24 protein-coding genes are annotated in these 25,346 nt (G+C 60.3%); 9 read left to right on the top strand and 15 right to left on the bottom strand.

Annotation, left to right across the window (positions count from 1 at the left end; translation table 11 throughout):
- Window positions 1-18: 18 nt before the first annotated feature.
- Window positions 19-1,707 (bottom strand): long-chain-fatty-acid--CoA ligase FadD2, encoded by a 1,689-nt coding sequence (fadD2, locus tag AC0IW7_RS04970; RefSeq protein WP_122496672.1) that lies wholly within the window; start codon window positions 1,705-1,707, stop codon window positions 19-21.
- Between the two features lie 282 nt (window positions 1,708-1,989).
- On the opposite strand from fadD2, the gene AC0IW7_RS04965 reads away from it, so the two are divergent.
- Together AC0IW7_RS04965 and AC0IW7_RS04960 are read left to right on the top strand one after the other, a co-directional pair.
- A complete protein-coding gene (locus AC0IW7_RS04965; RefSeq protein ID WP_471816163.1) occupies window positions 1,990-2,949 on the top strand; it encodes an alpha/beta hydrolase in 960 nt (319 codons plus the stop codon).
- Window positions 2,946-3,416: a MaoC family dehydratase gene (locus AC0IW7_RS04960; protein WP_471816161.1), complete on the top strand. Its 471-nt coding sequence runs from the start codon at window positions 2,946-2,948 to the stop codon at window positions 3,414-3,416. The genes AC0IW7_RS04965 and AC0IW7_RS04960 overlap by 4 nt, the downstream gene beginning before the upstream one ends.
- Window positions 3,417-3,530: 114 nt before the next feature.
- On the opposite strand, the gene AC0IW7_RS04955 is transcribed toward AC0IW7_RS04960, so the two are convergent.
- From AC0IW7_RS04955 to AC0IW7_RS04925, 7 genes are all read right to left on the bottom strand, one after another.
- Window positions 3,531-4,409 carry an efflux RND transporter periplasmic adaptor subunit gene (locus AC0IW7_RS04955; protein WP_463551778.1) on the bottom strand — a complete coding sequence of 293 codons (879 nt, stop codon included), beginning with the start codon at window positions 4,407-4,409 and terminating at the stop codon, window positions 3,531-3,533.
- 13 nt (window positions 4,410-4,422) lie between these two features.
- Window positions 4,423-4,629 carry a DUF1656 domain-containing protein gene (locus tag AC0IW7_RS04950; protein WP_122496665.1) on the bottom strand — a complete coding sequence of 69 codons (207 nt, stop codon included), beginning with the start codon at window positions 4,627-4,629 and terminating at the stop codon, window positions 4,423-4,425.
- Complete coding sequence (locus tag AC0IW7_RS04945; protein WP_471816159.1) at window positions 4,616-6,634, bottom strand: FUSC family protein; 2,019 nt, start codon at window positions 6,632-6,634, stop codon at window positions 4,616-4,618. Before AC0IW7_RS04945 ends, AC0IW7_RS04950 begins: the two co-directional genes overlap by 14 nt.
- 160 nt (window positions 6,635-6,794) lie before the next feature.
- Window positions 6,795-6,914, bottom strand: a complete 120-nt coding sequence (ccoM, locus tag AC0IW7_RS04940) for a cytochrome c oxidase subunit CcoM (RefSeq protein WP_277342762.1) — start codon at window positions 6,912-6,914, stop codon at window positions 6,795-6,797.
- Between the two features lie 164 nt (window positions 6,915-7,078).
- Window positions 7,079-7,243, bottom strand: coding sequence for a hypothetical protein (locus AC0IW7_RS04935; RefSeq protein WP_163016694.1), 165 nt, complete (start codon window positions 7,241-7,243; stop codon window positions 7,079-7,081).
- Window positions 7,240-7,842 (bottom strand): alpha-ketoglutarate-dependent dioxygenase AlkB family protein, encoded by a 603-nt coding sequence (locus AC0IW7_RS04930; protein ID WP_471816157.1) that lies wholly within the window; start codon window positions 7,840-7,842, stop codon window positions 7,240-7,242. Before AC0IW7_RS04930 ends, AC0IW7_RS04935 begins: the two co-directional genes overlap by 4 nt.
- Before the next feature lie 43 nt (window positions 7,843-7,885).
- Window positions 7,886-8,185, bottom strand: a complete 300-nt coding sequence (locus AC0IW7_RS04925; RefSeq protein ID WP_122496658.1) for an aspartate-semialdehyde dehydrogenase — start codon at window positions 8,183-8,185, stop codon at window positions 7,886-7,888.
- Window positions 8,186-8,443: 258 nt separating this feature from the next.
- Between AC0IW7_RS04925 and rapA the strand changes: the two genes are divergently transcribed.
- A complete protein-coding gene (gene rapA, locus AC0IW7_RS04920) occupies window positions 8,444-11,290 on the top strand; it encodes an RNA polymerase-associated protein RapA (protein WP_471816156.1) in 2,847 nt (948 codons plus the stop codon).
- 75 nt (window positions 11,291-11,365) lie between these two features.
- Here the strand turns inward: rapA and AC0IW7_RS04915 are convergent, their stop codons facing one another.
- The 6 genes from AC0IW7_RS04915 to AC0IW7_RS04890 all read right to left on the bottom strand — a co-directional run bounded on the left by AC0IW7_RS04915 (window position 11,366) and on the right by AC0IW7_RS04890 (window position 17,605).
- The gene (locus AC0IW7_RS04915) at window positions 11,366-11,941 is read right to left on the bottom strand and encodes a hypothetical protein (protein ID WP_463382158.1); all 576 of its coding nucleotides are present in this window, start codon (window positions 11,939-11,941) and stop codon (window positions 11,366-11,368) included.
- 191 nt (window positions 11,942-12,132) lie between these two features.
- On the bottom strand, window positions 12,133-13,665 hold the full coding sequence (locus AC0IW7_RS04910) for a DHA2 family efflux MFS transporter permease subunit (RefSeq protein WP_122496649.1): 1,533 nt from the start codon (window positions 13,663-13,665) through the stop codon (window positions 12,133-12,135).
- A 31-nt stretch (window positions 13,666-13,696) separates the two neighbouring features.
- A complete protein-coding gene (locus AC0IW7_RS04905) occupies window positions 13,697-14,884 on the bottom strand; it encodes an EmrA/EmrK family multidrug efflux transporter periplasmic adaptor subunit (protein WP_471816154.1) in 1,188 nt (395 codons plus the stop codon).
- Between the two features lie 5 nt (window positions 14,885-14,889).
- Window positions 14,890-16,356: an efflux transporter outer membrane subunit gene (locus AC0IW7_RS04900; protein WP_471816152.1), complete on the bottom strand. Its 1,467-nt coding sequence runs from the start codon at window positions 16,354-16,356 to the stop codon at window positions 14,890-14,892.
- The gene (locus AC0IW7_RS04895) at window positions 16,353-16,826 is read right to left on the bottom strand and encodes a MarR family winged helix-turn-helix transcriptional regulator (RefSeq protein ID WP_471816150.1); all 474 of its coding nucleotides are present in this window, start codon (window positions 16,824-16,826) and stop codon (window positions 16,353-16,355) included. The genes AC0IW7_RS04900 and AC0IW7_RS04895 overlap by 4 nt, the downstream gene beginning before the upstream one ends.
- 167 nt (window positions 16,827-16,993) lie before the next feature.
- Window positions 16,994-17,605 carry a MiaE family protein gene (locus AC0IW7_RS04890; protein WP_463551772.1) on the bottom strand — a complete coding sequence of 204 codons (612 nt, stop codon included), beginning with the start codon at window positions 17,603-17,605 and terminating at the stop codon, window positions 16,994-16,996.
- Window positions 17,606-17,761: 156 nt separating this feature from the next.
- Here AC0IW7_RS04890 and AC0IW7_RS04885 point away from each other — a divergent pair, with 156 nt between their 5' ends.
- A complete protein-coding gene (locus AC0IW7_RS04885; protein WP_471816148.1) occupies window positions 17,762-18,625 on the top strand; it encodes a universal stress protein in 864 nt (287 codons plus the stop codon).
- Window positions 18,626-18,683: 58 nt separating this feature from the next.
- Here the strand turns inward: AC0IW7_RS04885 and AC0IW7_RS04880 are convergent, their stop codons facing one another.
- Window positions 18,684-19,160: a DUF1289 domain-containing protein gene (locus AC0IW7_RS04880; RefSeq protein WP_471816146.1), complete on the bottom strand. Its 477-nt coding sequence runs from the start codon at window positions 19,158-19,160 to the stop codon at window positions 18,684-18,686.
- Window positions 19,161-19,492: 332 nt separating this feature from the next.
- Between AC0IW7_RS04880 and acnB the strand changes: the two genes are divergently transcribed.
- The 5 genes from acnB to AC0IW7_RS04855 all read left to right on the top strand — a co-directional run bounded on the left by acnB (window position 19,493) and on the right by AC0IW7_RS04855 (window position 25,158).
- Entirely contained in the window at window positions 19,493-22,102 is a 2,610-nt protein-coding gene (acnB, locus tag AC0IW7_RS04875; RefSeq protein WP_463552173.1) for a bifunctional aconitate hydratase 2/2-methylisocitrate dehydratase, read from the top strand.
- Window positions 22,103-22,239: 137 nt separating this feature from the next.
- The gene (locus AC0IW7_RS04870; RefSeq protein ID WP_471816144.1) at window positions 22,240-22,449 is read left to right on the top strand and encodes a YgdI/YgdR family lipoprotein; all 210 of its coding nucleotides are present in this window, start codon (window positions 22,240-22,242) and stop codon (window positions 22,447-22,449) included.
- Window positions 22,450-22,607: 158 nt separating this feature from the next.
- Window positions 22,608-23,828 carry an alanine transaminase gene (alaC, locus tag AC0IW7_RS04865; protein ID WP_471816142.1) on the top strand — a complete coding sequence of 407 codons (1,221 nt, stop codon included), beginning with the start codon at window positions 22,608-22,610 and terminating at the stop codon, window positions 23,826-23,828.
- A 112-nt stretch (window positions 23,829-23,940) separates the two neighbouring features.
- A complete protein-coding gene (locus AC0IW7_RS04860; protein ID WP_471816140.1) occupies window positions 23,941-24,630 on the top strand; it encodes a polysaccharide lyase family 7 protein in 690 nt (229 codons plus the stop codon).
- Window positions 24,631-24,714: 84 nt separating this feature from the next.
- Window positions 24,715-25,158 (top strand): thioesterase family protein, encoded by a 444-nt coding sequence (locus tag AC0IW7_RS04855; RefSeq protein WP_471816138.1) that lies wholly within the window; start codon window positions 24,715-24,717, stop codon window positions 25,156-25,158.
- Window positions 25,159-25,346: the final 188 nt, after the last annotated feature.

Raw genomic sequence — 25,346 nt, 5'->3', positions numbered from 1 at the left:
GGCTTTACGCTCAGGTTTTCAGGCGATATCGCGCAGCTCGCGGCGCAGAATTTTGCCGACCGGCGTCATCGGCAGCGATTCTCTGAACACGATGTGCTTGGGAATCTTGTAGCCGGTGAAGTTCTCTTTGCAGTAGGCCTTGAGTTCTTCGGCGGTCAAGCCACCTTCACGCGCCACCACAAACAACTTCACCGCCTCGCCGGATTTCTCGTCCGGCACGCCAATGGCCGCGCAGCTCTGCACTTTCGGATGAGCCATGACCACGTCTTCGATCTCGTTGGGGTACACGTTGAAGCCCGAGACGATGATCAGGTCCTTCTTGCGGTCGACGATGCGGGTGAAGCCGTCCGGGTCGATGACCGCGATGTCGCCGGTTTTCAACCAGCCTTCGGCATCGAGCACTTCGGCGGTGGCTTCCGGGCGCTGCCAGTAGCCTTTCATCACTTGCGGGCCTTTGATGCACAGCTCGCCACGTTCGCCCAACGGCACTTCTTCGCCGTTGTCATCCACCACTTTGAACGCCGTGCCTGGCACCGGAATGCCGACCGTGCCCAGGCGCGCTTTTTCGCCGTAGGGGTTGGTGCTGGCGACCGGCGAGGTTTCGGTCAGACCGTAGCCTTCCACCACGGTGCAACCGGTAACGGCGTGCCAGCGCTCGGCAGTCGCTTTGACCAGCGCGGTACCACCGGAATTGGTGACTTTGAGATTCGAGAAGTCGACGTTCTTGAATTCCGGGTGATCCATCAGCGCCACGAACAACGTGTTTAGCCCCAGCAGCGCCGAAAAGCGCCACTTTTGCAGTTCCTTAATAAAGGCACCGATGTCGCGCGGGTTGCTGATCAGCACGTTGTGGTTGCCGTTGACCATCATCGACATGCAGTTCGCGGTGAAGGCATAGATGTGGTACAGCGGCAGCGGCGCGATCATCACTTCCTGCCCTGGCTGCATCAGCGGACGACCATCCGGCCCATGCTGGGCCAGGCAGGCGTCAACTTGCTGCATGTTGGCGACCAGGTTGCCGTGGGTGAGCATCGCGCCCTTGGCCACACCGGTGGTGCCGCCGGTGTATTGCAACACTGCGATGTCTTCGAGACCGACCTTCACCGGTTTCAGCGGCTGGCCACGGCCTTGCTTGAGCACCTCTTTGAAACCGACGGCTTGCGGCAAGTTGTAGTCAGGCACCAGCTTCTTGACGTTCTTGACCACGGTGTTGACCAGCCAGCCTTTGAGGGCCGGTTGCAGGTCGCCCATCTTGGCTTCGATCAGGTACTCGATTTCGGTGTCGGGCAGCACTTCCTGCACCAGCTTGCCGAACATGTTCAGGAACACCAGGGCGCGCACGCCGGCGTCTTTGAACTGGTGGCGCATTTCCCGCGCGGTGTACAGCGGGTTGGTGTTGACCACCACGAGGCCGGCGCGCATGGCACCAAACACGGCGATCGGGTAATGCAGCACGTTGGGCAATTGCACGGCGATGCGATCGCCAGGCTTGAGGTCGGTGTGCTTTTGCAGGTAGCCGGCGAACGCGGCGGACAACCGATCCAGCTCAGCGTAAGTCAGCGTTACACCCATGTTGGAGAACGCCGGCCGGTCGGCGTATTTCTTACAGGAGCGCTCAAACACCTCGATGACCGACTTGTAGGCGCCGAGGTCAATCTCGTTCGGTACGCCGGCCGGGCGTTTGTCGCTCCAGAAATCAGGTTGCATTATTTTTATCCTCGTTACCTGAGAGTGTCTGGCCCGCGCATTTGGGGCTGACGGGAACTTAGCAGTTCTGGCATACAGCGCAAATACCAGAGGTAGCGTCATTTATTACGTGAATCTTGCTCAACTCGTGCTGACGGACTAAACGACGCCGGGCTGGGACAAGCCCTGACGCTGGCTCTACAATGCCCCACCGCCCGGTAACCGTATGTAGCGCGTTTGTCACCGCCGGCCGGACGCCCGTCAGGGTCAGACCAGGGATGCAGACAAGGAACGAGGACTGCCATGCTTCACGACGACTTCTGGCTTACGGCCAGCGATGCCGCCCCGCTATTCGTCAACCGTTGGTACGCCGACCACACGCCCAAAGCGGTGGTCATGGTGTCGCACGGCATGGCCGAGCATGGCGGGCGCTATGCAAGGTTGGGTGAAGTATTGGTAGCCGCCGGCTACGAGTTGTATGCCCACGACCAACGCGGCCACGGCCGCACGGCCCAGCGGGGCGTGTTGGGCATGTACGCGGAAAGCAACGGCTGGCAGCGCGTGGTCAACGACCTGGCCAACCTCAACCACCACATTCGCCAACAGCACCCCAATGTGCCGATTTTCCTGCTCGGTCACAGCATGGGCAGTTACATCGGCCAGGCCTACCTCATGCACCACAGCTGCAGCCTGCAAGGCGCGGTGTTGTCGGGTTCGAACTATCAGCCGGTGGGCCTTTACAAAGCGGCGGCGACCATCGCCCGCTTCGAGCGCTGGCGCCAAGGTGCGACGGGGCGCAGCGCGCTGCTGGATTTCCTGTCGTTCGGCTCGTTCAACAAGGCGTTCAAACCCAACCGCACCTCATTCGATTGGCTGAGCCGCGACCCGTTGGAAGTGGACAAATACATCAACGATCCACTGTGCGGCTTTCGTTGCACCAACCAACTCTGGATCGACCTGCTCGAAGGCTTGCAGCAGATCACCCCGGTGACGCAACTCAAGCAGATAGACGCCGATTTGCCCTTGCTGGTAATTGGCGGCAGCCGCGACCCGGTCAGTGAAGGCAAGCGCCTGGAACATCTGACCGCCGCCCTGCGCGAAGCCGGCCACAAGAACACGCTGTTGAAAATTTACCCGGACGCCCGCCACGAGTTGCTCAACGAGACCAACCGCGACGAGGTGACAACCGACCTGCTCGGTTGGCTGGATCAAACCCTGACCCATAGCCGCCGCAGCCAACCCGAAAGCCAGGAGCCTGCATGAGCCAGATGAGCAATACCCCCTACGAAGCCCTCGCAGTCGGCCAGACCGCCAGCTACAGCAAGACGGTCGAAGAGCGCGATATTCAACTGTTCGCCGCCGTGTCTGGCGACCACAACCCGGTGCACCTGGACGCTGAATACGCAGCCGGCACCCTGTTCAAAGAGCGCATCGCCCATGGCATGTTCAGCGGTGCGCTGATCAGCGCGGCGGTAGCGTGCGAGTTGCCTGGACCGGGCACTATCTACCTGGGCCAGACCATGCGCTTCACCTTGCCGGTGAAGCTAGGCGACACCCTGACCGTGCGCCTGGAAATTCTCGAAAAGCTGCCGAAATTCCGCGTGCGCGTGGCGACTCGTGTGTTCAACCAGCGTGATGAATTGGTAGTGGACGGCGAGGCCGAGATTCTTGCGCCGCGTTCGCAGCAGACCGTGACATTGACCGAGCTGCCGCCGATTCAGATCGGTTAAGCGTTTCCTGCGAGATTCTGGGTCCCCGCCTGCGCGGGGACGACTGAGTTTTCGCAAATTTCACCGTCATCCCCGCGCAGGCGGGGATCCAGAATCTCGAATCCGGCACACGTTTTAAGGCTTCTCGCTCGCCTCCCCTTCCTCACTCACCCGCACACTCGCCGTCATCCCGGCGCTCAGCTGAACATCAGCGGGCAGCGGGTCGAGTTTGATGCGCACGGGAATCCGCTGCGCCAGCCGCACCCAGTTGAACGTGGGCTCCACATTGGCCAGTAGCTGCTGATCGGGAATGGCGTTGCGGTCGGTGATGCCGCGGCTGATGCTTTCAATCTGGCCGGTCAGCGCCTGACCCTCGCTCATCAACCACACCTTCACCGGTGCGCCGACGCGAATGCGCGGCAGCTTGGTTTCTTCGAAGTAGGCCTGAACGTAAAACGACTGCTCATCGACCAGCGCCATCATTGGCTGCCCGGCGGTAACGTAGTTACCTTGGGCCAGACGCAAATTGGTGATTTGCCCAGTGCGCGGTGCGCGCAATTCGCTGCGCGCCAGGTTGAGCTCAGCGACGGCCACATCCGCCAGCGCTTCGCGGTACGAGCCCCGGGCAATGTCGGCGGTGATCAGGGCGTTTTCCTTGAGCTCGGCGCTGATGGCTTGTGGGCCAAGCTGAGCACGACGCGAGGCCTCATGTTCGCGCAATCGCAATTGTTGTTGCCGGGTGTTGGCCACGGCTTGCGCTTTATCCAGCGCCGCCTGGTAGCGCTGACGGTCGAGGCTGAGCAACACGTCGCCGGCTTTAACCGACTGGTTGTCGTGCACCTTGAGGTCGACCACCCAACCGGACACATCCGGGGCAATTACCACGACGTCTGCCCGCACGCGTGCATCGCGAGTCCAGGGCGAGAGCATGTAATAACGCCACAGGTCGTAGCCGGCGAACACCGCCACCACCACCAGGCACAGGGTGATCACCACCCGCAGGGTTGAACGCATACCGCCCTCCTCTTCACCAGCGCCCGGTTACGGCAACCACGGCCGCCAGTACGCATACAAACAAGGCGGTGTCGAACAACGCCTCATGCCAAATCCAACGCGCCGCGCCAATGCGCTGCAAGCCAAAGCGCAATAGCCCGGTGCACAACAGCGCCAACAGCGCATACAACAGAAACGGGCTGAGCAATACGCCGCCCAGCGCCCACTCACGCAAGCCCATGTTCACTCTCCTGTGGCGGCGTATACGGGTTGAGTTCCGACTGTTCGCACCACACGCGCCAGCTGTATTGCAGTTGCAATAACGCCGCCTGCGCCAGGCGCCGGTCGATGCTGGCGCCCGACGCGCGCAGCGCTGCTTGCAGCTCGGCGGCCGGTTCGTCCAGCGCCGTTACCGAATGGGCTTCGGGCCCCTCAAGCAGCACCGGCTCCAAGGCGCGCATAAACCGCCGCTCGGCCTTGCGCAGCTCCGGCGCGGCGGCCACTTCCAGGCAGCGCCGCAAGTGCAGCAATTCATCACCCAAATCCAAGCCACTGATGCCGTCATCCCAACGGCTGCGCGATTGCGCCGGCAGCACCGGATAATGCCGCGCCAATTGCAGTAGACGATCAGCCATGCGCCCACCAAACCAGTTCTCGGCCCCGGCCAACGGGCGCTGCGGCAAACGGCTGAGGTCCACCAACATGGCGCGCAACAGCCGCTGCGCATGCCAGGCCGGATGGCGCAGGTCGATCACGCGGAAAATCTGCACGGCAAAGCCCACGCCCAGCACGATGGCCACGCCCTGATTGAGGAATGACGACACGTCAAAACGCATCAGATTCTGTGGCCCGCACAGCACGATAAATTGCAGCGCAAACGAGGTGCAGGTGCCGGCGATGGCCGGTTTGGTCATGCCCAGCAAGGCGAAGAACAGCGGCACGCCCATGGCCAGGCACAGCAGTGGGAAACCGCTTAATTCCGGCAGCAGCAGTTGGCCGACAACAAAGGCCACGGGCAACGAATAGATCACGCCGCGCAGAAAGCCGAGGCCGATTTGGGTGGCGTTTTCGCGGTTGGCGAACAGGCTGCAAAGCACGGCGGTCATGGTCAGACCACCGGCGGCAGAGGTCCAGCCAGTGGCCAGCCAGAACGCCGCGATGAGCAAAAAGGCCACGCCGCTGCGAAAGCCATACAACGACGCCATTTGAATGTCGCGGTGCCAGGACAGGGCTCGCGGCGCATCATCCGGCGCTACACCCTGCTCAACCGCCTCCAGCGCCTGATGCGCGGCCAGCACTTGGCGCACCAGCAAGGCCAGGCGGCCGACGGAATATTGCTGAACGGTGGACAGCGAGGCGTCATCGGCGGCGGCAATCAGCCGTTCGCGCAATTCAAGCAATTGCGGTATGTGCGGATCGGCCAGCGCCGCTTGCACTTCATCCAACAGCGGCCGTAGCTGCTCGGTTTCTGCTGGCGACAGCTGCCGCCATTGCCGCGCCACGCCGCGTGCAAGGCGCAGTTGGGTGAGTAAGTCACGGCTGAGCACACGCAAGGCCACTGCCCGTTGACGCCCGCGACTGCCCTCGAACCAGGCGTGCTCGCGCTGAGCGTCTACCGCAACGATGCGACCCAGCGCGCCCAGCAACCCTTGCCGCTCCTGACGCTCGCCATTGAGCGCCGCGCCTGACGCCTGCAACCCCGCGAGCCAGGCATCGCGCGCCTGCTTGGCCAACAACTGCTCGACTCGCTGCGGCCACAGCAGCGCGCTTACTACGGTGGCGCAGACAATGCCGAGCGAAATTTCCGTGCAGCGCGCTACGGCTTGGTCGAACACATTCAGCGGGTTGCCAATGGCGGGCAACGCGATGATCACCACGGTGTAGCCGGCCAGCACAAATGCATACGCCCACGCGCTGCGCAGCAAGGTCGACGCTGCCGTGCAGATGCCCAGCCAGGTCGCCAGCACCAGCAGGAACAGCCAGGGCGTTTGCGCAAAAAGCGCCATCACCACCACCGACATCACCGTGCCCACCAACGTGCCGCACAACCGCGCCAATCCTTTCTGAACCACCATGCCCGACAACGGCTGCGCGACGATCACCGCCGTCATCAGCGCCCATTGCGGCTGCTCCAAACCAAAACGCATTGCGCACCACAACGCCAGGCCGGCGCCCAGAAGCGTTTTGATCGCAAATTTAACCGCAGGGATTTCAGGCGCTACAAAGGCCTGCAAATTAGCGCGCACTAAGCAAAACCTTTTAAGAGATACGGTTCAACATAGCTGGGACTGCTGGAAAACGGGAATGGTGCGAGCGGGATTCGCAGCACACCAAATCGCGGGCAAAAAAAAGGGCAACCTAAGTTGCCCAAATTGCCTTGCGTGCCCGTGAAACCGTAGTGACCGCTTACTGCTGTGCTTTGTGCTTGCGGATGTCACTGCGGATGAACCAACCAATCCCACCAAAAAACGCGAACATCAGCGCCACTGTGGCCAGACCTGCGAATACTGCTACGTCGAAAAACATGGAAGCCTCCAGGTATGTTCGTTTGAACATAGGTTCTGCAAAGAATAGACACAGGATAGGGAGTCGATTCGGAAGCGAACTTGATCTGGGTCAACGGCGAATAACGTGGCGTGTTGGGAAAAATCGGTGGTTGCTGTCAGACGACAGCAACGCGGGGGCAGCAATCAGGGCTTTTTTGGCTTGTTCTTGGGTTTTTTCTTTTTCGCCTGGGTCAGCGGCAGCGCCTGTTCGAACGCCTGGCGCACTTCGTTCAAGCGCTTGTCGTTGAGGTCGTGGATGCGTTTGTCGCGCTCGGCGGTAAAGTCGATCAGCTTGCTGTCAGTGCTCATGGCTGGGACCGAATAAGGCGAAAAGTGAGGTTAAGCCGCGGCGCGCAGGGTTTGCGCGTTTTGGCGACCTGATGCTGCCAATAATGCTGCGTCTGCCCGGCCATGACCAGTAGCGAACCGTGCTCAAGCATCAACGAATGCTCGATACGACTGCTGCCGACGCGGCGCAGGTCAAAGCGTCGCTCGCCGCCCAGGTTCAGCGACACCACGGTGGGATTGACCCCCAGCACCGCTTCGTTGTCGCTGTGCCAGCCCATTGAATCCTGGCCGTCGCGGTAATGGTTGATGAGCAGCCCGTTAAAGCGCTCGCCCACTTCCGTTTGCACGCGCTCGCGAATGTCGGCGAGTAGCGGCGTCCACGGCAATGGCTCGTGGGTCATGCCGGAATAGCGGTAACGGGCATCGCTGTCGCCATACCAAGCGAGCAAGCGCGGCACGGGAAAATGCTGACCGTGAATAAACACACTCGGCTGTTCCCACGGCGTTTGCGTCAGCAACTCGTTGAGCCAGCGATCAGCCGTGGGCTTGTCGACCCACTCGGGCGTGTAACGCAAATCGGCGTTGGGAAGGGCAATCGGCGCGGTATCGAAAAGGTCCAAAACCAGTCCTGCAACAGTTGGGCAACGGCAGAGGCTGGTGCCGCTACACTTCCACATCCACCCACAGACCCTGACGCGGCAACTGCTCGATCAGGTCCTGGTCTTCCTCGGCCACCTCCCCTTCGGCCAGCTCGGCGGCGCTGTAGCCGCGACGCTGACGGCGCCGGCGCTGCTCTTCCCACAGCAACTCCTCGGCGTCTTGCGGATGACGCTTATCGAGCGCGACCGGACTTTCTTCGGCGCTGCTTTCGGTGGGCGCTACCGCAGGCACCACCGGAACCGGTTTGACCGGATCCTGCTGGGTGGTAACCGGAGCGAGGCTATGGGGAATCGGGGGAAGCATTGTTTAGCTATCCTCTGAAGACCGACAGGTTCGGCACGGGAAAAAATGCGGGCCTTTACCAAGGCTTTCGGCCATCAAATCGACGACTTTAGCGGCGTATCGCTACACTTTTAGCATATAGATATGCCTTTATGCTCTTTTTGACGCTGTACCGCGCGCGGTGTTCAAAGCGCCAGTAAGCAGTTGATGTTGATCGCCTTTAGCCAGAGCCGCCGGGTTCCGTTACCATAGCCGGCTTTTTCACCGCGGGAGACAGGCATGGCGCAGCAGTATGAACCGGGGCAACGCTGGATTAGTGACAGCGAAGCGGAGTTGGGCTTGGGCACGGTCCTGATGCAGGACGGCCGCATGCTCACCATGCTCTACCCGGCCACTGGTGAGACCCGCCAATACGCCACCCGCAACGCGCCGCTGACCCGCGTACGTTTTTCGCCCGGCGATGAAATCACCCATTTCGAAGGCTGGAAGCTGACGGTTCAGGAGGTCGACGACGTCGACGGCCTACTCGTCTATCACGGCCTAAATGCGCAGAATCAGTCGGTGACGCTGCCGGAAACGCAGCTCTCGAACTTCATCCAATTCCGTCTGGCCAGCGACCGCCTGTTTGCCGGCCAAATCGACCCTCTCGCCTGGTTCGCCCTGCGCTACCACACGCTCGAACACACCAGCCGCCAGCTGCAATCGTCGCTCTGGGGCCTGGGTGGCGTGCGTGCACAACCCATCGCGCACCAGTTGCATATCGCCCGTGAAGTGGCCGACCGCATCGCCCCGCGCGTATTGCTGGCCGACGAAGTGGGCCTGGGCAAAACCATCGAAGCCGGCCTGGTTATTCACCGCCAGCTGCTGTCTGGCCGCGCCAACCGCGTGCTGATTCTGGTGCCGGAAAACCTTCAGCATCAGTGGCTGGTGGAAATGCGCCGCCGCTTCAACCTCGACGTCGCGCTGTTCGATGCCGAGCGCTTTATTGAAAGCGACGCCAGCAACCCGTTCGAAGATTGCCAGTTGGCGCTGGTCGCCCTGGAATGGCTGTGCGACGACGACAAAGCGCAAGACGCGCTGTTCGCTGCCGGCTGGGATTTGCTCGTGGTCGACGAAGCGCACCACCTGGTTTGGCACCCGGAACAAGCGAGCCCGCAGTACCGGCTTGTTGAGCAATTGGCCGAAGTGATTCCCGGCGTACTGCTGCTCACCGCCACGCCCGAACAGCTCGGCCAGGACAGCCACTTCGCGCGCCTGCGCCTGCTCGACCCGGCGCGCTTCCACGACCTGGAAGCTTTCCGCGCCGAAAGCGCCAACTACAAGCCGATTGCCGAAGCGGTGCAGGAGTTGCTCGACCAGGGTCGCCTGTCGCCCGCTGCGCACAAAACCATCCGCGACTTCCTCGGTGCCGAAGGCGAAGCGTTGCTCGCCGCTGTCACCGACGGCGATATCGAAGCGTCGGCCCGCCTGGTGCGTGAACTGCTCGACCGCCATGGCACCGGCCGCTTGCTGTTTCGCAACACCCGCGCTGCCGTGCAAGGTTTCCCGGAGCGCGAACTGCACCCGTACCCGCTGCCGTGCCCGGATCTGTACCTGGAGCTGCCGGTGGGCGAGCACGCCGACCTGTATCCGGAAGTCAGCTTCCAGGCCCAGCCTGAGGCGAGCGAAGAAGAGCGCTGGTGGAAATTTGACCCGCGCGTCGATTGGCTGATCGACACCTTGAAAATGCTCAAGCGCGTGAAGGTGCTGGTGATTTGCGCCCACGCCGAAACCGCCATGGACCTCGAAGACGCCCTGCGCGTGCGCTCGGGTATTCCGGCCACGGTGTTCCATGAAGGTATGAATATTCTGGAACGCGACCGGGCAGCGGCTTATTTCGCTGATGAAGAATTCGGCGCTCAGGTGCTGATCTGTTCGGAAATCGGCAGTGAAGGCCGCAACTTCCAGTTCTCTCATCACTTGGTGCTGTTCGACCTGCCGGCCCACCCGGACCTGCTCGAGCAGCGCATCGGCCGCCTCGACCGCATCGGCCAGAAACACACCATTCAACTGCACGTGCCGTATCTGGAAAACACGCCTCAAGAGCGTCTGTTCCAGTGGTACCACCAGGCACTGAACGCCTTCCAGGCCACCTGCCCCACCGGCAACGCCCTGCAACATCAGTTCGGACCGCGCCTGCTGCCGATGCTGGAAAACGCTGACGACGGCGACTGGCAGGTGTTGGTCGACGAGGCCAAAGCCGAGCGCATTCGCCTTGAAAGCGAGCTGCACAGCGGCCGTGACCGCCTGCTGGAACTCAACTCCAGCGGCTCCGGCGAAGGCCAGGCATTGGTTGAAGCAATCCACGAGCAAGACGATGAATTCGCCCTGCCCATTTATATGGAAGAGCTGTTCGACGCCTTTGGCATCGAGAGCGAAGACCACTCCGAGAACGCCTTGGTACTGCGCCCGAGCGAGAAAATGCTCGACGCCAGCTTCCCCCTGGGCGACGACGAAGGCGTGACGATCACCTACGACCGAAACCAGGCGTTGTCCCGCGAAGACATGCAGTTCCTCACCTGGGAACACCCGATGGTGCAAGGCGGTATGGACCTGGTGCGCAGCGGCTCGATGGGCAACACCGCCGTCGCGCTGATCAAAAACAAAGCGCTGAAGCCCGGCACCGTGTTGCTCGAATTGCTCTATGTGAGCGAAGTCGTGGCGCCGCGCGTGCTGCAGCTTGGGCGTTACCTGCCGCCGGCCGCCCTGCGCTGCCTGCTCGACGCCAGTGGCAACGACCTGGCCGCCAAGGTCTCGTTTGAAAAACTCAACGACCAACTCGAAGCCGTACCGCGAGCCAGCGCCAACAAGTTTGTGCAGGCGCAACGCGACAGCCTCAATCAGCAACTCAACTCGGCCGAAGGCAAAATCAGCCCCCGCCACGTTGAGCGCGTTGAAGAAGCCAAACGCCGTCTGGCCGCCGACACCCAGGAAGAACTGGCGCGCCTCACCGCCCTGAAAGCAGTGAACCCCAACGTGCGCGACAGCGAGCTGGAAACCTTGCGCAGCCAGTGCGAGCAAGGGTTGGCCATGCTCGACAAAGCGGCCCTGCGCCTGGAAGCCATTCGGGTGTTGGTCGCCGGTTAATTACCGCGCCCATAAAAAACGGCAGCCCTCGGGCTGCCGTTTTTGTTTACGCCGCCTAGTGGCTAAACGCGTCGCTTATTTCGGGTATTTCTGGTGGAACAAAGCGATTTGTTTCTCAGGCTTTCTTTCTTCTTTCATCAGGCCGTACACCACGCGCTCGCCTTTAGGGCCGCCACCGATTTCGGTGTAGCTGAAGGTTGGCTCGCCGGTTTTGTACATGTCCATCATGTCGCCGTAACGGGCGAACACGTAAATGATGCCGTCCTTGCGAATTTCACCGTAGAACGGGTTGCCAGGCACCAGGCTTACGTCGAGAAAACGCGCAGCGGCGACGTCTTTGAGCGCCAGGTTCTGGTCTTCAGCTTTCAGGCCAAGAATGACCGAGCGGCCGAAGTTGTCTTTCTTCTCCAACGGCTTGAGCACCGGAGCCTGGCCGGTTTGCAAGAACTGGCTGAACACCGCGTAGTCGTCGAATACATAGACTTCGCTCTGGGTACGCACCTGATACCAATCGGTGTTGTTCAGCGCTACGTCCGGCGCTTTGCCGGCAGGCTTGGCAGGCGTCTGCGCGGTGCTCGCGCAGGCGCTGACGGCAGCGGCCAGCAAGGCAATGGCGACGGGTTTGATGTAACGCGACTGGATAAACAACATGGCAACTCCTCTGAGGTAAACGCAGGCTTGCAAACTGCCCGAGTTCCGTGACGGAGGAATTAATTTTTGATGTATGAATGATGACAGCGGCAAGCGGAAGCGTTTCCACCGCTCGTAGGAGCGAGCTTGCTCGCGAAGCTCTTGAGATCAACAGCTTCGCGAGCAAGCTCGCTCCTACACGCTACATACCGTTAATGCCCGGCGCTGGCCTCTGGCCCGGCTTTAGCGGTGAACGGCGGCTTGGCCAGCCAGACAATCACAATCAGGCCCATGAACATCCAGCCCAGCAAGGTGAAGTAGTCGATGGTCGAGAGCATGTACGCCTGGCTTGTGACCATCTGATCCAGTTGCGCATAACTCTGGGCACCGGCGCCGCCGAGGTTGTGCAAGGCCTCACGCGTGGCGGGGTCGTACACGCTGATGCTTTCGGTCATGTAGGCATGGTGCTGGTCGGCGCGGCGGATCCAGATCCACGTGGTGAGCGATGCCGCGAAGCTGCCGCCCAGCGTGCGCAGAAAGGTGGCCAAGCCCGAGCCGTCGGCGATCTGATTCGGCGGCAAGTCCGACAGCAAAATCGTCAACGTCGGCATAAAGAACAGCGCAACGCCTATGCCCATGAACAGCTGCACCAGAGCGATGTGCTGGAAGTCCACCTCGGTGTTGAAGCCGGCACGCATAAAGCAGCTCAAGCCCATGGCCAGAAATGCCAGACCGGCCAGCAAGCGCATGTCGAATCGCGGCCCGTACTTGCCTATGAACGGTGACAGCAGCACGGGCAGTATTCCCAGTGGCGCGGCGGCAAAGCCAGCCCAGGTGGCGGTGTAGCCGAGCCGGGTTTGCAACCACTGCGGCAAGATCAGGTTGATGCCGAAGAACGCGGCATAGCCGAGCACCAATACCAGCGTGCCGTAGCGAAAATTGCGGTAGGCGAACAAGCGCAGGTTGACCACCGGATGGGCGTCGGTCATCTCCCAGATGACAAAGAAGGCCAGCGCCACCACGGAAATCGCGGTGCCGACAATAATGAAAGTCGATTCAAACCAGTCGGCGTCGTTGCCTTTGTCGAGCACGATTTGCAGGGCGCCGACACCCACGATCAACGCCATCAAGCCCACATAGTCCATGGGCTGGCGGCTGGTAACCACCGGCCGCGCTGCCAGTTGCTGACGCACCACGAACGCGGCGAACAGACCAATCGGCACGTTGATAAAGAAAATCCACGGCCAGCTGTAGCTGTCGGTAATGGTGCCGCCCAGAATCGGCCCGGCAATTGGCGCCACTACCGTGACCATGGCCAGCAAAGCGATGGCCATGCCGCGTTTAGACGGCGGGTAGATGGCGATCAGCAGCGTCTGCGCCATTGGGTAGAGCGGCCCGGCGACGATGCCTTGCAGCACGCGAAAACCCACCAGCTCAGGCATCGAGCGGGAAATACCGCATAGAAACGAGGCCAGCACGAACAGCAGCGTGGCCCACAGAAATAACTTCACCTCGCCAAAGCGCCGGCTCAGCCAGCCCGTGAGCGGCAGCGCGATGGCGTTGCTCACCGCGAACGAGGTGATCACCCAAGTGCCCTGCTCCGCACTGACGCCCAGGTTGCCGGAGATGGTCGGCAACGCCACGTTGGCGATAGTGGTGTCGAGCACCTGCATAAAGGTGGCGAGCGACAAGCCGATGGTGGCGAGCAGCAGGCTGGGCGGTGTGAATGACGCTTTGGTATCCATGGCTTTTCCTGACGGGCGCAACGCCTGGCGATTAACGCTGAGCGGTTTTAGCCACGGCGCTGTTCTGTTGAATCAGCTGCTGAATCAACGCGTCAGCCTGCGACAGTTGCTGCTGGTACACGTCCGTTTCAAAGGCCGGCTGCTGCCGCGCTTTTTGCGCCAACACCGGGCCGCTTTGGTCATGCAGATCGACATCCACTTGTGTCGACAAACCAATACGCAGCGGATGCTCGCGCAGCTGTTCGGGGTTGAGCACCACACGAACCGGCACGCGCTGCACGATTTTGATCCAGTTACCGGTGGCGTTTTGCGCAGGCAGCAAGGCGAACGCGCTGCCCGTGCCGGCGCCGAGGCTGTCGATGGTGCCGCTGAAGGTGACGTCGTCGCCGTAAAGGTCGGAGGTGATGTGCACGGCCTGGCCGATGCGCATCTCAGCCAACTGGGTTTCTTTGAAGTTGGCGTCGATCCACAGCTGGTCCAGCGGAATCACGGCCATCAACGCGGTGCCCGGCTGCACGCGCTGGCCCAGCTGCACGGTGCGTTTGGCCACATAACCGGTGACCGGCGCGATCAGCGTGGTGCGCCCGTTTTCCAGGAACGCCTGGCGCAACTGCGCGGCGGCGGCCTGAACGTCCGGGTGCGAGGCCACGCTGGTGTCGTCGACCAGGGCGCTGCTGGTGTTCAGGCGCTGCTGGGCATCGCTCAGGGAGCCTTGTGCGGCGGTCAGGTCATCGCGGGCGTGGGACAGTTCTTCCTGGGAAATCGCCCCGCTTGCTGCCAGGGTTTTGCGGCGGTTGAAGTTCTCCTGAGCCTTTTGCACCGCCGCTTTTTGCGCCAGTACCTGGGCTTTCAAGCCATCGACATTGCTGTACAAACCGCGCACTTGGCGCACGGTGCGGGCCAGGTTGGCTTCGGCACTTTGCAGGGCGACTTCGGCGTCGTTGGGGTCGAACTTGACCAGCACCTGGCCTTGTTGCACCAGGTCGCCATCGTCAGCACCGATGCTAATCACGGTGCCAGTGGCCAGTGGCGTAACGGAGACCACGTTGCCGTTTACGTAGGCATCGTCGGTGTCGACGCTGAAACGGCCATACAAGTGATACCAGGCCCACGTGCCGGCGCAGGCCACCAGAACCACGACCAGCAAACCCAACAGCAGGGCTTTGCGTTTGCCTGGATTGGCGTTGGTTTGTTCGGAAGTTGCGGTAGGAGTAGCCATGGCAATTACCTTGTTTGTTCAGACAGAGGGGCGGTACTCGCAGCGAGGTGCTCGCCTTGGTAACCGCCGCCGAGGGCCTGCATCAGTTGGATCGACAAATCGATTTGCTCGGCATTCAGACTGGCGAGCTGGCGTTGCGACTGGAGCAATTGCTGCTCGATGGTCAATACATCGAGGTAATTGCCGATGCCCGAGCCGAAGCGCTGTACCGCCGTGTTGTACGACTGCTGCGACACGTCGGTGGCGCGCTGCTGGGCGACGATCTGGCGGGCAATGGCCTGAAGCTGATTGATGGTGTCGCTGACATCGTTGAGGGCACCGATCAGGCTTTTGTTGTACTGCGCGACGGCCAGGTCGTAGTCGGCGTCGCGGCCGTCCAGGTCGGCGCGCAGACGGCCACCGTCAAAAATCGGCAGGGACACGGCAGGGGCAATATTGAAGAACCGACTCGGTGCGCCAAACAGGGAGTCGCCCAGCAACGACTGGGTTCCAGCGGCCGCGGTGAGGTTCAGGTTGGGGTAGAACTGCGCCTTGCCGGCCTCAATGTTTTTGCTCGCCGCTTCAACCCGCCAGCGCGCGGCGACCAGGTCGGGGCGCCGCCCCAGCAGCTCGGCCGGCAGCGACGACGGCAACGCCACGGCGCTGGGCTGCAGCACCGCCGGACGGGCGATCTCGTTGCCCCGATCCGGCCCTTTGCCCAACAACACGGCCATGGCCACGCGGGCGCTTTGTAGGCGTTTTTCGGCGTCGATCAGTTGCTCTTGCGAGCTGGCCGCCAGGCTTTCGGTTTGCTGGTACTGGTATTCGCTGTCGATACCCGACTGCAAGCGGCGCTGGCCGAGGTCGAGCATTTCTTGCGTGCGCTTCACGTCTTCCTGGGCGAGGTCGCGAACGATATAGGCCTGCCCCAAGTCGCTGTAGGCGCGGGCGACGTTGGCGGCGAGGGTCAGCGACGCGGCCTGGCGATCCACTTCAGCAGCGCGGGCCTGGCCCAATGCCGACTCCCACGCGGCGCGCTCACCGCCCCACAGGTCAAAGCTGTAGTCGAAGCCGAGCTGGGCGCTGCGCAAGGTGCTGTAAGCGCCGCCCTGCCCGAGCGGGTCTTGGTCGCGAGCCAGGCGTGAACGGCTGACGCTGGCCTGGGCGTTCACTTTAGGCATGCGCGCGGCATCTGCGCCCATTGCGGCGGCACTGGCCTGATGCGCCCGGGCGCTGGCGATTTGCATGTCGGGGCTGTCACGAAGCGCCTCGTTGATCAGCGCATCGAGTTCGCTGTCGCCAAGACTCGTCCACCAATCGCGCTGCGGCCAGGCCGCCGGTGACAGGGTGATGCCTTGCAGACTCTGCCCCGCTTTCAAGGTCTGCGCGTCCAGGCTTTCGCCTTCGGTGCTAAGACCGCGATAGTTAGCGCAGCCGGCCAACAGCAGGGCGGCGAACGTCAGGCTGAACCCGGTTTTCAGGGAGCGGTTCATGCGTCACCCCCGAGGCGTTCAATCACGATCGAGTCGCCTGCTGCCAGCAACATCTTTTTCAGCAGCCCTTCGAGCGTTTCGAGTTCGGCAGCCGTCAGCGCGGCAGTGAAGTCGTTCATGGCAGCGGCGCCAATGGTCGGTAGCAGCGCATTGAGGGCACGGCCTTCATCCGTCAACGACAAGCGCACCTGGCGACGGTCGCTTTCGCTGCGGGTGCGGCTGATCAGGTTTTTCTGCTCAAGGCGGTCAAGCATCCGCGTCATCGAGCCGCTGTCCAGGGACAAATGGCGGCACAACTCGGCCGGGGTGTCGTAGCCCTGCAAAATGATCATCAGCACTTTGAACTGTGCGGCCGTCACGCCGTGAGGCACGAGGTAGCTGTCGAGAATGCGGTCTTTGAGCAACGCAGCGCGCCCCACCAGCATGCCGATGCGCACGTATTCGAAAGTTTCGGGGGTGTAATGGGACATTGGAATCACCGATAGCTGCCTAGGCAGGTAGTGGCGTCCACTTTACTGCCTAGGCAGTTAAAGTCAACGAAAATACTTAGGCCACTATCGGAATTTCCTGATAGGAAACATCGAAGCGCCCGATGGTTTTCGGGCGGCTTCTGATTAGCGGAGAGGAAAAGGCGCGCTTAAGCGGCAGCAGGAACGCCGCTGTGGAAGCGGAAGTCAGGATCGGGAGTTTCGATAAGCTCGCGTTCTTTCTCTGCGATCTCAACGATTTTGCCTTGAATGTCCGCTTCGTCGCCGTACTGGTAGGCGAGCTTGAGGTAGTCCTGAAAATGTCGCGCTTCGGACTTGAGCAAGCTGCTGTAGAACTTGCCTAACTCCTCGTCCAAGTGCGGCGCCAGGGCGGCGAAACGCTCGCAGGAGCGGGCCTCTACAATGGCGCCCACCAGCAGCGAGTCGGTCAGGCGATAGGGTTCGTGGTTTCGAATCAGCTTGCGCAGTGCCCCGGCGTAGCGCGCCGAGCCGACGTTGAACCACGGCATACCGCGCTTTTTCATCAAGCCCAGCACCTGCTCGAAATGACGCAGCTCCTCGCGGGCCAGGCGGGACATCTTGTTCTGCAGGTCCAGCTTGTTGCTGTACTGGAACATGAATTGGAACGCCGAGCCGGCGGCCTTCTTTTCATTGTTGGCGTGGTCGATCAACAGAATATCGAGGTTATTCAGTGCCGCTTCCACCCAACTGGCGGGCGTGGGGCAAAGCAGGAAGGCGTCGATTTCAGGAAGAACAGGCATAAATCACGGCTGGGCAATTGGGCAGGCGGCGGATTATACGGCGGTGTTCGCTGTAACGCGCGTGGGAAACGGTTGATCCACATCATTCAGCGCAGCGCTGAGCTAAACCTATAGTGCCGCCGCACGACCATGCCGATAGACAGTGAGGACACGACCATGCAAGCCGTTCGCAGCATTCTGGTGATTATCGAACCCGACCATCCCGAAGGCCACGCGCTGAAGCGCGCGAAGCTGATTGCCGGCGTTACCCAGTCGCATCTGCACCTATTGGTATGCGACAAGAAGCACGACCATTCCGGCTTGCTGGACGTTCTAGGCAACGGTTTGCGTGAAGAGGGTTACAGCGTCTCCAGCCAGCAAACCTGGCATGACAACCTGCACCAAACGGTTATCCAGGTTCAGCAAGCCGAAGGCTGCGGCTTGATCATCAAAGACCATCGCCCAGACAGCCCGCTGAAAAAAGCCATTCTCACGCCGGAAGACTGGAAGCTGCTGCGGTATGCGCCCTGCGCGGTACTGATGGTGAAAACCGAACGGGCGTGGACACAGGGAGTCATCCTGGCCGCTGTCGATGTTGGGAATAGCGACGGTGAGCACAGAGCGTTGCATGCCAGCATCATCAACCACGCCTTTGAAATTGCCGGGCTGGCCAAAGCCACCCTGCACGTCATCAATGCTCACCCCTCGCCGATGCTGGCTTCGGCCGATCCGGTGTTTCAACTGAGCGAAACCATCGAAGCCCGCTACCGCGAGCGGTGCAAAACCTTCCAAGAGGAATTCGGCTTCGGTGACGAGCAATTGCACATCATGGAAGGGCCGGCCGATGTGATGATTCCATTCACGGCGAAAAAGCTCGGCGCCGTCGTTACGGTAATGGGCACCGTGGCACGCACCGGGCTTTCCGGCGCGCTGATTGGCAACACGGCCGAGGTGGTGCTGGATCAGTTGGAGAGCGATGTGCTGGTACTTAAACCGGACACGGTGATCGCGCACTTGGAGGAGCTGGTGGCGCAACGTTGACCGCGCCAGTAGTGACGCCCTGCCAGAAACCGCCTGCTAACGGCTTTTTTTTACGCCTTCACACGCGGCTTTCGATGCCTTCGCGTAGAAATCGTGGCGCTATGTAACGGTCGTAGTGGGCTTCGGACAGAAGGAAGAATTCCCGGTCGATGGCGTCGCGCAGTTCCGGCAGCGACCAGTCGCGAAACTCGGGCAGCAGCACCATGCCGTAAGCCTCCAACTGGTTAATCACTCGCGCGCCCCGGGCGATCAGTTGGTAGGCCCAGCAGTATTCCGATTGTTCAGGCACAAACCGGATCTGCCGTTGTTCAAGCTGCTGACGCAACCGCGCAGCGTCAAACACGTCGACCTTGGCGGCCATCACCTGAACCAAAAGAATTTCCAGGCGTAACCACACGGCGCGTTTTTCTTCATCGGTATACAGGTTCCAATTCACCACTTCATGGTGAAAACGCTTACAGCCGCGACAGACCAGATCCCCATACACGGTGGAACACAGGCCGACGCAGGGCGTTTTTATGCGGTGATTGGACATAGGCAGACGGTGACAGAAAGGCAGGAACAGGCCGGCATCTTAGCCCTTTGTCTAGAGGGGGTCACCCCGGAGGTTGTAGGGGTTTGTCTTACCTTTACTGCGCTTTTCCAGTAGAATCGCCGGGCCATTCTTAGGCGTGATGTCCGTTAGAAGCTGTTTTCAAAGCGTCACGAGCACAGTTAATCCCGCAGGAACGCAGTTGGCTGGGTTACCACGATTCGCCGGTAGTCCAGCCAGCCCTCATCTAAACGTCCTGCAGGCGTAAAACTTTGAAAGCAGCTTCTGGATGCGTCCCGGACAACCCTATGGGACCACTGATGAGGGTAATAACTGTGCTTGAAGCCTATCGCAAACACGTTGCAGAGCGTGCAGCTCAGGGTATCGTGCCCCAGCCGCTAAACGCCGAACAAACTGCCGGCCTGGTTGATCTGCTGAAAAACCCGCCTGCAGGCGAGGAAGAATTCCTCGTTGACCTGATCACCAACCGCGTACCACCAGGCGTAGACGAAGCTGCCTACGTGAAGGCCGGTTTCCTCTCCGCTGTCGCCAAAGGCGAAGCCACTTCTCCGCTGATCAGCAAACAACGCGCCGTTGAGCTGCTCGGCACCATGCAAGGCGGTTACAACATCGCCACCATGGTTGAGCTGCTGGATAACGCCGAGCTCGCCCCTACCGCTGCCGAACAACTCAAGCACACCCTGCTGATGTTCGATGCGTTCCACGACGTGGCCGAAAAAGCCAAGAACGGCAACGCTCACGCTAAAGGCGTGCTGCAATCGTGGGCTGACGGCGAATGGTTCCAGAAGCGCCCAACCCTGGCTGACAAAATCAGCCTGCGCGTGTTCAAAGTAACCGGCGAAACCAACACCGACGACCTGTCGCCTGCTCCTGATGCCTGGTCTCGTCCAGACATTCCGTTGCACGCCCTGGCCATGCTGAAAATGGCTCGTGACGGCATCGTTCCGGACGTGCAAGGCTCCATCGGCCCGATGAAGCAGATCGAAACCATGCGCGGCGAAGGCTTCCCGATTGCCTACGTCGGTGACGTGGTGGGTACCGGTTCTTCGCGTAAATCCGCCACCAACTCGGTGCTGTGGTTCTTCGGCGACGACATTCCGTACGTACCGAACAAACGTGCCGGTGGCTTCTGCTTCGGCTCGAAAATCGCTCCGATCTTCTACAACACCATGGAAGACGCCGGCGCACTGCCTATCGAGTTCGACGTATCGAACATGCATATGGGCGACGTCATCGACCTGTACCCGCACGCTGGCAAAGTCTGCAAGCACGGTACCGATGAAGTGCTGACCACCTTCGAACTGAAAACGCCGGTTCTGCTGGATGAAGTTCGCGCTGGTGGCCGTATTCCGCTGATCGTGGGCCGTGGCCTGACCGAGAAAGCGCGTGCCGAGCTGGGCCTGGGCCCAACCGATCTGTTCAAACTGCCAGAAGCCCCGGTCGACACCGGCAAGGGTTACACCCTGGCGCAGAAAATGGTCGGCAAGGCGTGCGGTCTGCCAGTTGGCAAGGGCATCCGTCCTGGCACCTACTGCGAACCGAAAATGACCACCGTCGGCTCTCAGGACACCACCGGTCCAATGACCCGTGACGAACTGAAAGACCTGGCGTGCCTTGGCTTCTCGGCTGACCTGGTGATGCAGTCTTTCTGCCACACCGCTGCCTACCCGAAACCCATCGACGTCACCACCCACCACACCCTGCCGGATTTCATCCGCACCCGTGGCGGCGTGTCGCTACGTCCTGGCGACGGCATCATCCACAGCTGGCTGAACCGTATGCTGCTGCCGGACACCGTCGGCACCGGTGGTGACTCGCACACACGTTTCCCGATTGGTATCTCGTTCCCTGCCGGTTCCGGCCTGGTTGCCTTCGCCGCAGCCACTGGCGTAATGCCGCTGGACATGCCGGAGTCGGTACTGGTTCGTTTCAAGGGCAAGCTGCAACCAGGCATCACCCTGCGTGACCTGGTACACGCGATTCCTTACTACGGCATCCAGAAAGGTCTGCTGACCGTTGAGAAGAAGGGCAAGATCAACGCCTTCTCCGGCCGCATCCTGGAAATCGAAGGTCTGGACGAGCTGACCGTTGAACAGGCTTTCGAGCTGTCCGACGCCTCCGCCGAGCGCTCCGCTGCTGGTTGCACCATCAAGCTGCCGGAAAAAGCTATTGCTGAGTACCTGAAGTCGAACATCACCCTGCTGCGCTGGATGATCAGCGAAGGCTACGGCGATGCCCGCACCATGGAACGTCGCGCTCAAGCGATGGAAGCCTGGCTGGCCAACCCGGAATTGCTGTCTGCCGACGCCGATGCCGAGTACGCCGAAGTCATCGAAATCGACCTGGCCGACATCAAAGAGCCTGTGCTCTGCGCGCCAAACGACCCGGACGACGCCCGTCTGCTCTCGACCGTTCAGGGCGAGAAGATCGACGAAGTGTTCATCGGTTCGTGCATGACCAACATCGGCCACTTCCGCGCTGCCGGCAAGTTGCTCGACAAGGTCAAAGGTTCGATTCCTACTCGTCTGTGGCTGTCGCCGCCGACCAAGATGGACGCTCATCAGCTCACCGAAGAAGGCTACTACGGCATCTACGGCAAGGCTGGCGCGCGCATGGAAATGCCGGGTTGCTCGCTGTGCATGGGTAACCAGGCACGCGTTGCGGCGAACTCGACCGTTGTGTCGACCTCGACCCGTAACTTCCCGAACCGCCTGGGTGATGGCGCCAACGTGTACCTGGCATCCGCTGAATTGGCCGCTGTGGCGTCCATCCTCGGCAAGTTGCCAACCGTTGCCGAGTACATGGAATACGCCGCAAGCATCGACAGCATGGCTGCCGACGTTTACCGCTACCTGAGCTTCGACCAAATCGCGGAATTCCGCGATGCGGCCGCAAACGCTCAGATTCCGGTTGTTCAAGCGTAACGAAACGCCGCTTCAAAAAGAGCCCCGCCTAGTGCGGGGCTTTTTTATGGCTCCGCGCTGGCGAGGCGCGTTCGCGCTGCTAGGGTAAAACCGTAGCGCGCCGCCGCGACGCGCTCTCGCCTACTAAGGGGATCACCATGAAGCATTGGTTTCTCGCCGTGTTTTGCGTTCTCAGCCTGGTCGGCTGCTCAAGCGAATACATCATCACCACCACTGACGGCCAGATGCTCACCAGCGACGGCAAGCCAGACCTGGACGAGGACACTGGCATGCTGGAGTTCGAGGACAGCGAAGGACGCATGCAGCAAATTCCGCAGTCTTCGGTAAAACAGATGCTCGAACGCTGAGAAATCTCCGCCTCCGCGTAGCCGAGCTCCAGTACAGACAGTTGAAATTTCCCGAGCCCTCTCGACAAGCGTAACGGCGCCACTTATCTTCGCGACTGGCCAGCGCACTGGCCAACGTCGCTCGGACGGTTCCGGGCGCTTACGTCTTCGAGGAACACATGACTGAACAAGCTTCGCGCCGTTTCGCGCGCATCGATCGTCTCCCCCCTTATGTTTTCAACATCACAGCTGAACTGAAGATGGCGGCCCGTCGCCGCGGTGAAGACATTATCGACCTGAGTATGGGCAACCCGGATGGCGCCACCCCGCCCCATATCGTGGAGAAGCTCGTACAGGTTGCTCAGCGTGAAGACACGCATGGCTACTCGACTTCACGCGGCATTCCGCGCCTGCGCCGGGCGATTTCGCGCTGGTACAAAGACCGTTATCAGGTCGATATCGACCCTGAAAACGAAGCCATCGTTACCATTGGTTCCAAAGAGGGTTTGGCGCATCTGATGCTGGCCACGCTGGATCAGGGCGACACGGTGTTGGTGCCTAACCCGAGTTATCCGATTCATATTTACGGTGCGGTGATCGCTGGCGCTCAGGTGCGCTCGGTACCGTTGGTGCCCGGCGTTGATTTCTTCGCTGAAGTGGAGCGGGCCATTCGGGAAAGTATTCCGAAACCAAAAATGCTGATCATCGGATTCCCCTCTAACCCTACCGCGCAGTGCGTGGAGCTGGACTTCTTCGAACGCATCATCGCACTGGCCAAGCAGTACAACGTGCTGGTGGTTCACGACCTGGCCTACGCCGACATCGTCTATGACGGCTGGAAAGCGCCATCGATCATGCAAGTGCCCGGCGCTAAGGATATCGCCGTGGAGTTTTTCACCCTGTCCAAAAGCTACAACATGGCCGGTTGGCGCATTGGCTTTATGGTCGGCAATCCTGAATTGGTGAACGCCCTAGCCCGCATCAAGAGCTACCACGACTACGGCACGTTCACACCCCTGCAGGTTGCGGCGATCGCTGCACTGGAAGGCGACCAGACATGCGTGCACGAAATCACCGCCAATTATCAGCAGCGTCGCGATGTACTGGTGCGTGGCCTTCATGAGGCGGGCTGGATGGTGGATAACCCTAAGGCGTCCATGTACGTGTGGGCAAAAATTCCGGAGCCCTACGCCAGCCTCGGCTCGCTGGAGTTTGCGAAAAAGCTGTTGGCTGAGGCCAAGGTGTGTGTGTCGCCTGGGCTGGGTTTTGGCGATTACGGTGACGATCATGTGCGCTTCGCCCTGATCGAGAACCAGGACCGCATCCGCCAGGCTGTGCGGGGTATCAAAGCGATGTTCCGTGCTGATGGGCTGCTCGCCAAAGCGAAAGCCGATTCGTAAACCCCGTAGCGGCTACTGATGAATAACCGTAGCCGCTCATCCAGCTGTGCTGAACTTGTCCTGGAGCGGGTAACCCAAGGGGGGCTTTCCTCCCTTGCGTTAAGGACAGTTAATGATTGATCTGACCACCTGGAACCTCGCCGTACCCGCCACCGAATCTGCAACAGCCATCGACACCGCCCGCCTCAACAACGGTTACCAAAGCCAGTATTTTCGCCGCCACTCCGATGGCAGCGTCACTTTCTGGGTTCCGGTTTCCGGATCGACTACCGAAGACGCCCATTATCCCCGCGCCGAACTGAGGGAAACTCAGACAGACGGGACGCTTAGCTATTGGCCGTACCAAACTGCGGATAACTACCTCAGTGCCGTGCTCACGGTTAACCAAGTGCCTAGCAAAGGCAAAATAGTGATTGGGCAAATTCATAGCGACGACCAGCCTGGCACCCAGAATGATCCGCTGCTCAAACTGCAGTATCACTATCTGAGAGGCGTTGGCCGGCTGGAAGCTTTGCTGCGTAAGCGTCCTGGCGACAGCACGGTGGAAAACATCCTCCTTGCCGAGAATGTGCAACTGAATGAGCGGTTCAGCTATGACGTACGCCTCACGCCTTCGGGAAAGCTCGTTATACGCGTTCAAAGCAAAGATAACGATACCGGCTCCTACTATCGTCAACTCAGCGGCTACTGGGGCAACCAGCGCTTTTATTTCAAGGCAGGCGCGTACATTCAGGACAACTATGGACCTGCGGATGAAGGCGGCCGGGTTACGTTTTACTGGCTTAACAGCGTTCATCAATAATCGCTGTATTTGCAGGTAGGCTGCTATTGGTCGCGATGCAGCCGTAAAATTGGCTCTACTTTCGCAAACGCTTATGAGACTGAAATGGCCCGCCTGCACCTTGCATTCCCTGAAGACCAGTTCTGCTACAGCACACATTTGACCGTTCGCGTCACCGATATCAATGCGGGAAACCATTTGGGCAACGACTCAATGATTTCCATGATTTCGGAGGCGCGGGCGCGGTTCTTGTTTGACTTCGGCATTCAAGAAACCAATGGCACGGGACTCGGGATCATCGTCACCGACCTCGCCACAACCTATAAAGCTGAAGCGCACGCCCGCGATCAATTGCTGTTTGAAGTGGGGGTAATGGACTTCAACAAATACGGCGGCGATATCACGTTCCGTATCACTCGGCCAGCAGATGGCAGCTTGATAGCGATGGCAAAATCAGGGTTTGTGTTCTTCGATTACAGCGTTTCGAAAGTAGTCTCGATGCCTGAAGACTTCTTTGGCAAGTTCAGCAAAGTTAACTGGCTTAGCTAAACCCTGCATTTCGCTTGGACAGCTTTTCAATACAGATAGATGAGCTGTTCAGGCGAAGATTTAATGTAGACCGCTGCCCTCGCCTCACTTTTCTTGGCCCAAAAACAAACCCCCTACCCGTTTTCACGAGTAGGGGGTTTGGAATTTAAGCTTGACGATGACCTACTCTCACATGGGGAGACCCCACA

It is taken from the genome of Pseudomonas sp. AC229, from assembly GCF_979254655.1.
This window is presented reverse-complemented; position numbering and strand designations above follow the sequence as displayed.

What these genes read in the sequence shown, in the direction of transcription:
- fadD2 (WP_122496672.1), bottom strand. Translation starts at nt 1,707, where the DNA reads ATGCAACCTGATTTCTGGAGCGACAAACGCCCGGCCGGCGTACCGAAC.
- AC0IW7_RS04965 (WP_471816163.1), top strand. Translation starts at nt 1,990, where the DNA reads ATGCTTCACGACGACTTCTGGCTTACGGCCAGCGATGCCGCCCCGCTA.
- AC0IW7_RS04960 (WP_471816161.1), top strand. Translation starts at nt 2,946, where the DNA reads ATGAGCCAGATGAGCAATACCCCCTACGAAGCCCTCGCAGTCGGCCAG.
- AC0IW7_RS04955 (WP_463551778.1), bottom strand. Translation starts at nt 4,409, where the DNA reads ATGCGTTCAACCCTGCGGGTGGTGATCACCCTGTGCCTGGTGGTGGTG.
- AC0IW7_RS04950 (WP_122496665.1), bottom strand. Translation starts at nt 4,629, where the DNA reads ATGGGCTTGCGTGAGTGGGCGCTGGGCGGCGTATTGCTCAGCCCGTTT.
- ccoM (WP_277342762.1), bottom strand. Translation starts at nt 6,914, where the DNA reads ATGTTTTTCGACGTAGCAGTATTCGCAGGTCTGGCCACAGTGGCGCTG.
- AC0IW7_RS04935 (WP_163016694.1), bottom strand. Translation starts at nt 7,243, where the DNA reads ATGAGCACTGACAGCAAGCTGATCGACTTTACCGCCGAGCGCGACAAA.
- AC0IW7_RS04925 (WP_122496658.1), bottom strand. Translation starts at nt 8,185, where the DNA reads ATGCTTCCCCCGATTCCCCATAGCCTCGCTCCGGTTACCACCCAGCAG.
- rapA (WP_471816156.1), top strand. Translation starts at nt 8,444, where the DNA reads ATGGCGCAGCAGTATGAACCGGGGCAACGCTGGATTAGTGACAGCGAA.
- AC0IW7_RS04915 (WP_463382158.1), bottom strand. Translation starts at nt 11,941, where the DNA reads ATGTTGTTTATCCAGTCGCGTTACATCAAACCCGTCGCCATTGCCTTG.
- AC0IW7_RS04910 (WP_122496649.1), bottom strand. Translation starts at nt 13,665, where the DNA reads ATGGATACCAAAGCGTCATTCACACCGCCCAGCCTGCTGCTCGCCACC.
- AC0IW7_RS04905 (WP_471816154.1), bottom strand. Translation starts at nt 14,884, where the DNA reads ATGGCTACTCCTACCGCAACTTCCGAACAAACCAACGCCAATCCAGGC.
- AC0IW7_RS04900 (WP_471816152.1), bottom strand. Translation starts at nt 16,356, where the DNA reads ATGAACCGCTCCCTGAAAACCGGGTTCAGCCTGACGTTCGCCGCCCTG.
- AC0IW7_RS04895 (WP_471816150.1), bottom strand. Translation starts at nt 16,826, where the DNA reads ATGTCCCATTACACCCCCGAAACTTTCGAATACGTGCGCATCGGCATG.
- AC0IW7_RS04890 (WP_463551772.1), bottom strand. Translation starts at nt 17,605, where the DNA reads ATGCCTGTTCTTCCTGAAATCGACGCCTTCCTGCTTTGCCCCACGCCC.
- AC0IW7_RS04885 (WP_471816148.1), top strand. Translation starts at nt 17,762, where the DNA reads ATGCAAGCCGTTCGCAGCATTCTGGTGATTATCGAACCCGACCATCCC.
- AC0IW7_RS04880 (WP_471816146.1), bottom strand. Translation starts at nt 19,160, where the DNA reads ATGTCCAATCACCGCATAAAAACGCCCTGCGTCGGCCTGTGTTCCACC.
- AC0IW7_RS04870 (WP_471816144.1), top strand. Translation starts at nt 22,240, where the DNA reads ATGAAGCATTGGTTTCTCGCCGTGTTTTGCGTTCTCAGCCTGGTCGGC.
- alaC (WP_471816142.1), top strand. Translation starts at nt 22,608, where the DNA reads ATGACTGAACAAGCTTCGCGCCGTTTCGCGCGCATCGATCGTCTCCCC.
- AC0IW7_RS04860 (WP_471816140.1), top strand. Translation starts at nt 23,941, where the DNA reads ATGATTGATCTGACCACCTGGAACCTCGCCGTACCCGCCACCGAATCT.
- AC0IW7_RS04855 (WP_471816138.1), top strand. Translation starts at nt 24,715, where the DNA reads ATGGCCCGCCTGCACCTTGCATTCCCTGAAGACCAGTTCTGCTACAGC.